General features: G+C 65.2%; 11 protein-coding genes. 9 read left to right on the top strand and 2 right to left on the bottom strand.

The window, feature by feature from the left end:
- Window positions 1–74: 74 nt before the first annotated feature.
- Window positions 75–1,013, top strand: coding sequence for an ATP-dependent sacrificial sulfur transferase LarE (gene larE / locus M0R88_RS05410; protein WP_248655940.1), 939 nt, complete (start codon window positions 75–77; stop codon window positions 1,011–1,013).
- 248 nt (window positions 1,014–1,261) lie between these two features.
- On the opposite strand, the gene tatC is transcribed toward larE, so the two are convergent.
- Entirely contained in the window at window positions 1,262–2,098 is an 837-nt protein-coding gene (gene tatC / locus M0R88_RS05405) for a twin-arginine translocase subunit TatC (RefSeq protein WP_303649924.1), read from the bottom strand.
- 93 nt (window positions 2,099–2,191) lie between these two features.
- Here tatC and M0R88_RS05400 point away from each other — a divergent pair, with 93 nt between their 5' ends.
- The 6 genes from M0R88_RS05400 to M0R88_RS05375 all read left to right on the top strand — a co-directional run bounded on the left by M0R88_RS05400 (window position 2,192) and on the right by M0R88_RS05375 (window position 6,982).
- Complete coding sequence (locus M0R88_RS05400) at window positions 2,192–4,480, top strand: twin-arginine translocase subunit TatC (RefSeq protein ID WP_248655939.1); 2,289 nt, start codon at window positions 2,192–2,194, stop codon at window positions 4,478–4,480.
- Window positions 4,481–4,616: 136 nt separating this feature from the next.
- Window positions 4,617–4,790, top strand: a complete 174-nt coding sequence (locus M0R88_RS05395) for a ribbon-helix-helix domain-containing protein (RefSeq protein ID WP_248655938.1) — start codon at window positions 4,617–4,619, stop codon at window positions 4,788–4,790.
- A 14-nt stretch (window positions 4,791–4,804) separates the two neighbouring features.
- Window positions 4,805–5,533 carry a queuosine precursor transporter gene (locus M0R88_RS05390; RefSeq protein ID WP_248655937.1) on the top strand — a complete coding sequence of 243 codons (729 nt, stop codon included), beginning with the start codon at window positions 4,805–4,807 and terminating at the stop codon, window positions 5,531–5,533.
- Window positions 5,534–5,626: 93 nt separating this feature from the next.
- Complete coding sequence (locus tag M0R88_RS05385) at window positions 5,627–6,388, top strand: DUF7537 family lipoprotein (RefSeq protein WP_248655936.1); 762 nt, start codon at window positions 5,627–5,629, stop codon at window positions 6,386–6,388.
- A gap of 90 nt (window positions 6,389–6,478) precedes the next feature.
- On the top strand, window positions 6,479–6,685 hold the full coding sequence (locus tag M0R88_RS05380) for a DUF8132 family protein (protein ID WP_248655935.1): 207 nt from the start codon (window positions 6,479–6,481) through the stop codon (window positions 6,683–6,685).
- 87 nt (window positions 6,686–6,772) lie between these two features.
- Window positions 6,773–6,982 carry a hypothetical protein gene (locus M0R88_RS05375; RefSeq protein WP_248655934.1) on the top strand — a complete coding sequence of 70 codons (210 nt, stop codon included), beginning with the start codon at window positions 6,773–6,775 and terminating at the stop codon, window positions 6,980–6,982.
- Window positions 6,983–7,093: 111 nt separating this feature from the next.
- On the opposite strand, the gene M0R88_RS05370 is transcribed toward M0R88_RS05375, so the two are convergent.
- A complete protein-coding gene (locus M0R88_RS05370; RefSeq protein WP_248655933.1) occupies window positions 7,094–7,858 on the bottom strand; it encodes an SAM-dependent methyltransferase in 765 nt (254 codons plus the stop codon).
- A gap of 141 nt (window positions 7,859–7,999) precedes the next feature.
- Here M0R88_RS05370 and M0R88_RS05365 point away from each other — a divergent pair, with 141 nt between their 5' ends.
- Both M0R88_RS05365 and M0R88_RS05360 read left to right on the top strand, forming a co-directional pair.
- Window positions 8,000–8,743, top strand: coding sequence for a DNA polymerase sliding clamp (locus M0R88_RS05365; protein WP_248655932.1), 744 nt, complete (start codon window positions 8,000–8,002; stop codon window positions 8,741–8,743).
- A 139-nt stretch (window positions 8,744–8,882) separates the two neighbouring features.
- Window positions 8,883–9,116: a DUF7385 family protein gene (locus M0R88_RS05360; protein WP_248655931.1), complete on the top strand. Its 234-nt coding sequence runs from the start codon at window positions 8,883–8,885 to the stop codon at window positions 9,114–9,116.
- Window positions 9,117–9,167: the final 51 nt, after the last annotated feature.

The raw sequence follows: 9,167 nt of genomic DNA, 5'->3' as shown, positions 1-9,167 counted from the left end.
GTTCCATCGGACGGTTCCGGAAGGTCCGGCGGCGTCCAACGCCCTTTTTGCTCACAGGCACCAACTGCCGGAACATGGCTTCTATCGAGGAGAAAGCGGAGGCGGTCCGCGAGGACCTCGCGGACCGGGAGGGCGTACTCGTCGCGTTCTCCGGCGGAGTGGACTCGTCGGTCGTCGCGGCGCTGGCCCGCGACGCGCTCGGCGACGACGCGGTGGCTTGCACCGCCAAGAGCGAGACCCTGCCGGAGGCGGAACTCGACGACGCGAAGCGCGTCGCCGACGAGATCGGCGTCCGACACGAAATCGTGACCTTCTCGGAGTTGGACGACCCCGACTTCGTGGCGAACGACGGCGACCGGTGCTATCACTGCCGGACGATGCGTCTCGGCAAGATGTTCGAAGCCGCCGACGAGTTGGGGATTCCGGTGGTCTGCGACGGGACGAACGCCAGCGACGCCGACGGCGGCCATCGGCCCGGTCTGCAGGCCGTGGACGAACTCGACGCCTACTCCCCGCTGTTGGCTCACGACATCGACAAAGACGAGGTCCGGGAACTGGCCGACGCCTACGACCTCTCGGTCGCCGACAAACCCTCGATGGCGTGTCTCTCCTCGCGGATTCCGACCGGTCTCGAAGTCACCGAGCAGAAGCTCTCGCGCGTCGAACAGGCCGAGGAACTGGTCCGCCAGTGGGGGTTCTCGCAGTTCCGCGTCCGGGACCACGACGGACTCGCCCGCATCGAGGTCGGCCGCGACGAACTCGACGCGGCGCTGAACGAAGACTTCGTGGCGGCCGCACGCGACCGCCTGACCGACCTCGGATTCGACCACGTGACGCTGGACCTCCACGGTTATCAGACCGGGAGCGTGAGTCCCGAAAGCGACGAGAGCGAAGGCGATGAGAGCGAGGAGGTTCCGGACGCGGTGGCCGGGAACGAGGCGACGGGTGACAGCGACGCGGACGAACCGCTGGTCGAAGACGTGTTCGCCTCGGAGTATCCGACCGCGGAGTAGCGGCGGTCCCGGTCGGCGACGACTACGCGCTGGTCGTCACTCGCCAGTCCGGTTCGAGAAAGTGGCATGGGCGTTCGCACCCAGGGTGGCAGTTTGCTGGCACGCGAACTGCGGTGTGTAGCTGCTGGCACGCGAGCTATGTGGCAGGCGCGAACGCTACGAATTTGTTGGGACTACTACTCCTTAGTTATAAGCCGATTACGCGAGCGGAAACGAGTCGTTGGCGGCGCGAAAACGACGTGAGACCGTCAGTTCCCGGTCCACTTGAGGAGGAACAGCGTCCCTTCGAACAGCGTGATCATCGTCAGCGTGACGAGGATGGGAGCCATCCCGGTCGGGTCGGGGGTGAACAGGAACGAGATGCCGAGGAACGCGCCCCAGAACAACAGGCGGCGGTCCGCGAGCCACCGGCGGGTCGTCAGGCCCATCATGATGGCGAGCATGATGAACAGCGGAATCTGGAACACGACCGCCAGATACCCCATCAGCATCAGGATGAGGTTGAACGTCTTCGTCAGGCCGAACGCCAACTGCGCCGCGCCCTCGGTGTAGGAGATGAAGTACGTGAACACCGCGGGCAAGACGAGGAAGAACGCGAAACTGACGCCGACGACGGCCAACACGAGGCTCGTCGGCACTGCTGCGAGGTAGTAGCGTCGTTCGTGGGGGTAGAGACCGGGCCGCATGAAAAGGTACGTCTCGTAGACGAACACGGGGAGCGCGACGATGACGCCCGCGAGGCTGGCGACTTTCAGTTTCGTCAGGACCAGCGCGAGCGGGTGGTAGAGGCGGGGTCGCGCCTGCGGACCGAGCTGGTCGAACGGGATGATGTTGTACCACAGGTGGTTGATGACTTGCTCGGAGAACGGGAGCGCGACCGCAGTGATCATCCCTGCGATGGCGACGACGACCGCCAACCGTTTCACCATCTCCTCGATGTGATCGGCCAGCGGCATCTCCTCGTCTTCCAGCGGCTCCTCCGGCCTCGCGGCCGGGTCGTTCAGCGCCTCCGTCTCCCGCGGTGGAGCACCCGTATCCTCCGCGGGCGATAGATTGCTGGCCGTCGCCTCCGATTCGTCAGCCATTCAGTGGCTCTACGTCCTGCCGTTCTTATAGGTCTTCTGTGACCGTCTGTACGAGAAGATTGATAACTACGACACGGCTACCCTTTCCAAAGAATGTCCGGGACTGGAAGTAGCGTCGTCGACGAGGACACCGCCCGCGCCGTCAACAGCGGCCGAGAGACCATCGGAGCGATGCTCTCGACGGCGCAGGAACATCTTCAGAAGGTCTTCATCGTCTTCCTCGTCGGTTTCGTCGCGTCTTTCTACGCGCTTCGTTCCGCCGGCTGGCCGTTCCTCAAGGCCGTTACCAAGGCCCAGATGCCGCCGTCGCTCGCCGAGGAGGTCACCGTCATCGCGGTGACGCCGTTCGACGTAATCCTGTTGCAGGCGAAGATAGGGGCCATCGCAGGCGGCGTCATCGCGCTTCCCGTCCTGCTGTACTACTCGCGCGATTCGCTCCGCCAGCGGTCGTGGTATCCCGGTGCGCCCATCGCCCGCTGGAAAATCGCGATGCTCGTTCTCCTCGCGTTGGTGCTGTTCACCGCCGGGATGCTGTACGGATACGGCGTCTTCTTCCCGCTGATGTTCAAGTTCCTCGCCAACAACGCCGTCACCGCGGGCTTCGAGACGCGCTACTCCATCGTCAAGTGGACGGAGTTCATCGCGTTCCTCTCGCTGTCGTTCGGTCTCGCCGCGGAACTCCCGCTGGCGATGAGCGGGCTGGCCTACACCGGCATCGTCCCGTACGAGACGTTCCGCGACAAGTGGCGCTACGCCATCCTCGGCATCTTCGTGTTCGGCGCGGTCGCCTCGCCACCCGACCCGTTCACGCAGATCATGTGGGCGACGCCGCTCATCCTGCTGTACGCCTTCAGTCTCTATCTCACCAAAATCGTCGTGACGCTCAAGCGGGGGAGCGAGCGCCTGAGCTTCTTCGGCGTCGCCAGAGACAACGCGATTCAGATGCTCGGCGTCCCCGCGCTGGCGTTCCTGCTAGCTCGGTTCTTCTTCACCCGTGCGGGAGTCGAGGCCATCAACGCCGAACTCCCCACGAAGTACGCGCTCCCGGCCGTCCAGTCGGTCGTCGGGCTTCCCCGCGAGGAGTCGGTCCTCGTCGCCTCGGGGGCCGTCGCGCTGGTCGCGCTCGTCGTCACGTTCTTCTACTACCTGACGCAGGAACTCAACGAGGTCGCCGCGAACGTCGCCGCGCCCGCCGCCGGCGCGCCCGGCGACATCGACCTCGAAAACCTCGACGCGAGCGCGGTCCGCGCGGCCCCGCCGGAGGTCTTCGCCGACATGAACGAGGAGGACGCGGTCGGCCACGCTCGCGAGGCGATGGACGCCAACGACGCCGAGAAGGCCCAAGCCATCCTCGACCGCTACGACGAGTTGCACCCCGAGGACGAGGCGGAGGGCGACGAGGCGGACGCCGACGAGACCGGAGTCGACGAAGCGGCTGCCGCGGGTGCAGATGCCGCCGCGGGTGCGGACGCCGCGGACGCGGAGACGGGAGAGACCACCGAAGCCAGTTTCCCCCGCGAGCAGGACCAGCCCCAGTCGTCGGGCAACGTCTTCGAGAGTACGGCCGCGGGCATGGCCGACGCCTTCACCGAGGACGAGACCACCGAAGACGACATCGGCGGGTGGTTCTACGACCTGCGGTTCATCTTCGAGAGCCTCACGTCCAAGATGTTCCGCATCGTCGGCCTGTTCATGATAGTCCTCGCCGGCGTGTTCACGTTCCTCTACCGGGGCGGCATCGGCACCATCCGCAAGGACTTCCTCAGGCGACTCCCCGCCGAGGTCCGTCCGGAGATGGGGTCGGGCGAGACGGTGCTGAACATCGTGACGCTCCACCCCGTCGAGGCGCTCGTCTTCGAGGTCAAGATTTCGACGCTGCTGGGCGCTGTGGCCGTCGTTCCGCTGGTCCTCTACTACGCGTGGCCCGCGATGAAAGAGCGGGGACTCGCCGCCGGCGACCGGCGCGTCTTCGGACTCTGGTCGGTGACCATCGCGGTCGGACTCGTCGCCGGGAGTGCGCTCGGCTACACCGTCGTCGCGCCGAGCGTCATCTCGTGGCTGGTCGCCGACGCGCTTCGGGCCGACATGATAATCTCCTACCGGGTCAGCAACTTCTTCTGGCTCGTGTTCTTCACCACCGCGGGCATCGGCCTGCTGGCGGACGTGCCGCTGACGATGTGGCTGTTCGAGCGCGGCGGCATCGTCTCGTTCGACGCGATGAAGGACCGCTGGCGCGAGGTCGTCATCGCCATCTTCGCGGTCGCGGGACTGGCGACGCCCGACAGCATCTACACGATGTTCCTCGTCGCCATCCCGCTCTCTATCGCCTACCTCATCGGACTGGGCGGCCTGTTCGTCGTGACGCTGGGCGGACGGCGGTAGGATTCGGATTCAGATTTCGTCGTCGTTTCTGCAGCTAGTTCCCTCGATTCGGTCACCTCCGGGTGTCTTCAGGACTCGAAGAGCGCGCGTCTCGGAATCTCGAACAGTTTAAACCGTCGAAGGATAATATCCCAGTATGAGCAAGATAAGCGTCGAAGTACCGGACGAACTGCTCGAAGACCTCGACGGCCACGTCGGCGAGGACGGCAAGTTCGTCAACCGGAGCGAGGCCATCCGCGCGTCGGTCCGGAAGATGCTGGACGTACTGGACGAGATAGACGAGCGCCACGGCCGACTGGAAGACGACTGAGAGAGGACTCGAAGATGACCGACCACTACCGCGACACCACGCCCCTTCCGACCGGTCGCATCGCGCTCGTCGCGCTGTTCGTCACCGCGCTGGTGACGGCCCAACTCACCGCGTCGAAACTACTCGGCTTCTCCATCCCCTTCGAACTCCCGTTCACGGGTGCCCTGCTCGTCATGCCCGGCGCGGCGCTGGCCTACGCGGTGACGTTCTTCGCGTCGGACTGCTACTCCGAACTCTACGGTCCCGAGGAGGCGCACAAGATGGTCAACGTCGGCTTCGCCATGAACTTCGTCCTGCTGGCGCTGGTGTACTCGACCATCGCCGCGCCCGCCGCGCCGTTCAGCACGGTGGACCCTGCCACGTTCGAGCGCGTCCTCGGCGCGAGCCTGAACATCGTCGTCGCCAGCCTGCTGGCGTACGTCGTGAGCCAGCACTGGGACGTGCGCGTCTTCCACGCCATTCGGGAGGCGACGGACGGCGACTCGCTCTGGATTCGGAACGTCGGTTCCACCGCGAGCAGTCAGCTCATCGACACGCTCATCTTCGTGTTCGTCGGGTTCGCCGCGATGCCCGCACTCCGGGGCGGCGACCCGATGACGACGAACGCGCTGCTCGGTCTGGTCGTCGGCCAGTACGTCCTCAAACTGCTCATCGCGGTCGCGGACACGCCGTTCGTCTACGCCGTCGTCGGCTACTTCCGCTCTCGCGGGTCTGCCGCGCCCGCGCCCCGGACCGCCGACTGACGCCGCCACTCCTGTCGAAAAACCGACCGACGGGGCGGGGTTTCCGCCGGACACCGACAGTTCTTTCCTGCCGCCCTGCAACCGACGAGTCACATGCGACGCAAAGCCCTCCAGTTGCTCGTCGTCTGTTGCCTCGTGGCCCTCGCCGGTTGTTCCGGCGCGCTCCCAGGCGGCGACGGCGCACAGAGCGTAGACGACGTAACGTACCCCGCGGGCGTCTCGGAGAACGGGACCAACCTGACGGCCCTCGCCGACGCCCACCAGAACCAGCTACAGAACCAGAGCCTCACGCTCGAAGTCGCCTCCACGGTCAACTCCTCGATGGGTAACCAGTCGGTCGCGCTCGACGCCGCGGTCGGCGCGGACCGCGAGCAGATTCGCGTGAACGGCTCCGCCATGGGACAGAACGTGTCGGTCTTCGTAACCGAGGAGAAGCGATACACGCGATTGAACGTCGGCGACGGCGAAGCGCGGTATCAGATCGCCGACCGCTCCCCCGATTCGAACCAGATAATCCCGGCGTCGTACACCGGCCGGAGCTATCTCGACCGGTTCGCCGGGTCGGGTAACTTCACGCCGACCGGCGTCCGCACCGTCGATGGAACGACGCTCGTCGTCCTCGAAGCCGACGGGAGCAACGCGACCCAGAGTTCGCAGGCGAACGTCACCGACTACAACGCGACCATGCTGGTGGACCAGCAGGGCGTCGTCCACTCGGTGTCGGTCGAGGCCTCGGTCACTCGACAGGGCCAGCGGGTCCGGACCGACTTCACGATGAACGTCTCGGACGTGGGCGAGACGACCGTCGCGGAACCGACGTGGCTCGACGAAGCCCGGAACTCGACGAACTCGTAGTCCGGGACCGACGACCCCGACGATACGATAATTTTCTCGCCATTTTGGCCGTAAACGTTTCTTCGCTGGGGTAGAGTGACCCAGACGGATATGCGAAAACTACTCGGTGGCGCGACGGCGCTGTTCGGTCTCGTCGTCGCCCTCCTCGGCGGTTGGATGCTCGTTCGCGGCCCGTTTCTCGGCGGCCCGGCGCTCGAAGCGATGCCGATGCTCGCGGCGCTGACCGCGTTTCTGGTCGGCGTCGTCATCTTCTTCCGCGGCGTCGTCAGGTGGGCGGGCGTCGGCGCACGGATTTGACGCCGGTCCGGGCGTTCCCGTCCGAGTGTCTCCCCGTTCGGGCGAACTGCCCGTCCGGCTTTTCAGCCTGCATCGCGTTCGTCCGGCATGGGCAGCGACGGTCTCATCGAACTCGACGAGTCCTGTTGGTCGGCGCTGGCGAAGTACAACCTCGTGCTGGCGACGGTGTTCGCGCTCTTGTTGCTCGTGGTCCGTCAGGTGGAACCGGGACAGGCGCAACTCCTCCTGGTCGTCGAAAACGGCGTTCTCGCCCTCGTATTCGGGGGGATTCAGACCTACTGCTGGATTTCGCGATGAGACGAAACCGACGACCGACCGAAGCGAGAAATCGGCCGTCATCGAGTCGATTATCGAAAAAGCGCGAGCCGAGGGGTACGACCCCGATTTCTGACTGCCGCGCCGCGTCCGCTACCCGTCGGTCCGCTCCGCGAACCCGAACCGCGGCTTGACCTCGGTGACCTCGACTTCGACCGTCTCGCCCTCGCTGGTGCCGGGGACGAACAGCGTGTAGCTCTCGACTTTGGCCACGCCGTCGCCCTCCGACCCCTCGTCCGCGATTTCGACCTCGATGACGTCGCCCTCGGCGACCGGCGCGGTCATGCGCCCCTTGGCGACGAGGTAGACCTCCGAGGACGAGTCTCGGGAGGCGTCCGGGCGGAGCGTCCGCACGTACTGGAACTCCTCGTCGAGGTCCTCGCGGAAGTCGTCGAGGTCCTGCCCCTCGAACACCTTCACCGCGAAGTCGCCGCCGGTGTCCAACACGTCGAGCGCCGTCTCGAACGCCTGCCGCGCGAGGTGGACCGACCGGGCGTGGTCCACGCTGTACTCGCCGGTCATGTTGGGTGCCATGTCGGAGACGACCACGTCCACGGCGTCGCCCGCGAGGTCGCGGACCTCCTCCTTCGTGGACTCGTCGGTCATGTCGCCCCGGACCGTCTCGACGCCGTCCACGTCCTTGATTCGCTGGAGGTCCACGCCGATGACGGTGCCCGATTCGCCGACCTCCTCGCTGGCGACCTGCAGCCACCCGCCGGGCGCGGCCCCGAGGTCCACGACGGTCTTGCCCTCGTGGAGCAGGTCCTCCTCGCGGTCGAGTTGCTTGAGTTTGTAGGCGGCGCGCGACCGGTAGCCCTCCTGCTTGGACTTGTTGTAGTAGTGGTCTTTGTGGCTCATTCAGTTGCCACACGGTAGTTCTCGGAGGGGTTTACGCGCTTCGCTTGGCAGAACGCGTCACTTCTCGAATCCTTCGGGCTTCCACGCGCACGCGCCCGAACGAGTGACTTTTTATGCTGGGGGTTCGTACCGCTTAGCAAGATGTTTAAGGCTATCGTGAGCGCCGACACGCTCAAGGACACTATCGACTCCGTGGGCGTGCTGGTGGACGAGTGCAAAATCCACCTCGAAGAGGACGGTCTCGCTATTCGTGCGGTAGACCCCGCGAACGTCGGGATGGTGGACCTCGAACTCGACGCGGCGGCTTTCGAATCCTACGAAGCGGACGGCGGCATCATCGGCGTGAACCTCGACCGACTCGAAGACATCGCCGGCATGGCCAGCGGCGACCAGCCGGTCCACCTCGAACTCGACGAGGAGACCCGCAAGCTCCACATCCAGATCGACGGGCTGGAGTACACCCTCGCGCTCATCGACCCCGACTCCATCCGACAGGAACCCGACATTCCGGACCTCGACCTCCCGGCGGAAATCGTCGTCGAGGGCGCGGACATCGACCGCTCGGTCACGGCTGCCGACATGGTGTCGGACCACATCGCGCTCGCGGTGGACCCCGACGACGAGACCTTCGTCGTGGAGGCGGAGGGCGACACCGACGACGTGCGACTCGAGTTGGACCGCGATGACCTCGTGGACCTACAGGCCGGTCCCGCTCGCTCGCTCTTTAGCCTCGACTACCTCAAGGACATGAACAAGGCCATCCCGAAGGACGCCGAGGTCACCATCGAACTCGGCGAGGAGTTCCCCGTCAAACTCCACTTCGACATCGCGGAGGGGCAGGGCAACGTCACGTTCATGCTCGCGCCGCGCATCCAGAGCGACTGACTCCGGTCTCGCTTCTTCGATTTTCACCGTCCGACTCGACTAACGGAGACACTCGCGAGGCGACGGCCGTCCGTCCAGCGTCTCCACGACTGTCTGAGCAATAGAACTATCACGATTTCCTCCGTCCGGGGCGGTAGCAATGGACGAGAGCGAGTTCGACGAACTGATTTCGTCGTTGACGCCGTACGAATCGGCGGACACGGTGAAGACGTACCGTAACACGGTCAGTATCGCGTGCCCGGCCTGCGAGGAGCCGTTCGACGACCTGGTCGTCTGCCGGGGGGACTACGACAGCCTCGAACTGAGCAGAGTCCTCGACCTCTGCGTGACGACCGTCGAGGATAACGTGTTGTTGTTCACCCACCAGCACTGATTCGCAGAACCGGCGTAACCGCGACTCCTGCGGAGGACACAGCGTGCGTCG

This window comes from Halorussus gelatinilyticus (genome assembly GCF_023238445.1).
Taxonomy (GTDB): domain Archaea; phylum Halobacteriota; class Halobacteria; order Halobacteriales; family Haladaptataceae; genus Halorussus; species Halorussus gelatinilyticus.
This window is presented reverse-complemented; position numbering and strand designations above follow the sequence as displayed.